This is a genomic window from Microcystis sp. M53603_WE2 (genome assembly GCF_030065435.1).
Map to the genome: position 1 here is coordinate 1 of NZ_JASJFF010000918.1, position 1485 is coordinate 1485.

Here is a 1485-nt window from a genome sequence, read left to right on the forward strand (position 1 = left end):
ACCTCGGTGCGATCGACCACTCTCACCCCGATTTGGTTCTCTAGATTGCGAATTTGGGCGGGAGAAAGGTCGCGATTGAATACAACTAAATTAGCCCCCGAAGTTTGCACCTGTAGGGCGATTTCTGCCACTTTTCCCGAACCGATCACTGTTTGAGGATGGGGATGATCCCGTTTTTGTCGGGTGACTTGCAAAACTTTACCCCCGGCGGTATCAACTAAACGCTCTAATTCACTTAAACCGTCCTCAAACTGGCGATCGCTGATATCGTCGGTGATCAAACCAACCAATAGTACCCGATCTTCGGCTTTATCAACGGTTATAGCGGTAAATTCTCGCTGAAACTCCGCCTCTAGTCCTTCCACTAACTCTAAAAAGTCCTGTTTGCTTAAATCCTCTAGATTTAAGGGAGGGGAGACAGACCAGTATATATTACTATTGACATTTGTTTGACTTTGTGGTATGAGATGCGCCAGATAGACTTGCTCCACATAACCGGTCGCCCCACCACCGCGACGGATCATGCCTGTACCGGTTAATGTTAAGATCACCAGCGCGTCTAATCTTTGCAAAGCCATGGCGGTTAAACTGGATTCTTTTGGCGGTTCCTGCTTGAGTTCCGTGGCGATACAACGAATTCCGCAAAGACGTTCGGAACCGTAGCGGGGTAGTTCCAAGAGAGAAAATTGGGTTTGTCGGGGGGTTCCCACTCCCACACGAATTACCTGGCCGCGACGGTTGATATAGGTGCAGAGGGGTTGATGGATATCGGTACTGATAGCCGCCAGTCTTTGGGCGAATTCTGGGGTGGTGAGAGTATCAATAGGCAAGCGTTCATGGTACAGCCTTTGTAGCTGTTTCATCTGACTGGCTTTCAGTCCCTGGGTATTGCCGAAGATGGTATCGATAGGCTTTCCTCGCAATTAGGATTTTATCTATTATTGTAGCGATTATGAGACTCGCTGCTCCTTGAGGGCGTTTCTCATCAAGATGAAGTGTAACCTAATTTGGTGCTGATTCAGAAGTAGTGATGACGGCTTAACCTTTACTTCCTTGGGTATTGTAGTCATGGATAAAATACCAAAGGGATACCCAAGGTGATTCTCCATTTTTTTAGAGAACGATAGACTCTCTCTCACTAACCGGAAAACCCGTTGTCGAAAAGTATTATTTAGGGTCTGCTGAAAAAGTTTGTTGGTGGGGGCAGGGTGTGGGGTGTGGGGTGTAGGGTTTTACCGATTTGGCTCTTCGGGAATTGTTATGCAAATAATTAACTTAAAATAAAATTCGATGAGAGTACCTAAGCTCAAAAGTAGCTGAAATCCATACAGGGAACGACTTAAAGCACAAACAGGTTAATGCCAAAAGATAGACAATTGAGTTAAAATTTGATATAATAGCCAAAAACGAGATTATTTTACTTATGATACTTGACAAATTTTTGAACCTACAAGGAACCTGTATTCAAGGCTATCGACACCTAGA

The 1485-nt window shown here is 45.0% G+C and carries 1 protein-coding gene and 1 pseudogene; both read right to left on the reverse strand.

Annotation, left to right across the window (positions count from 1 at the left end; translation table 11 throughout):
- On the reverse strand, positions 1 to 923 hold a 923-nt coding region (locus tag PX481_RS19480), incomplete at its 3' end, for an HflX-like GTP-binding protein (RefSeq protein WP_502888618.1).
- A 115-nt stretch (positions 924 to 1038) separates the two neighbouring features.
- A pseudogene (locus PX481_RS19485) lies at positions 1039 to 1181 on the reverse strand (IS1 family transposase); the annotation flags it as partial.
- Positions 1182 to 1485 lie beyond the last annotated feature (304 nt).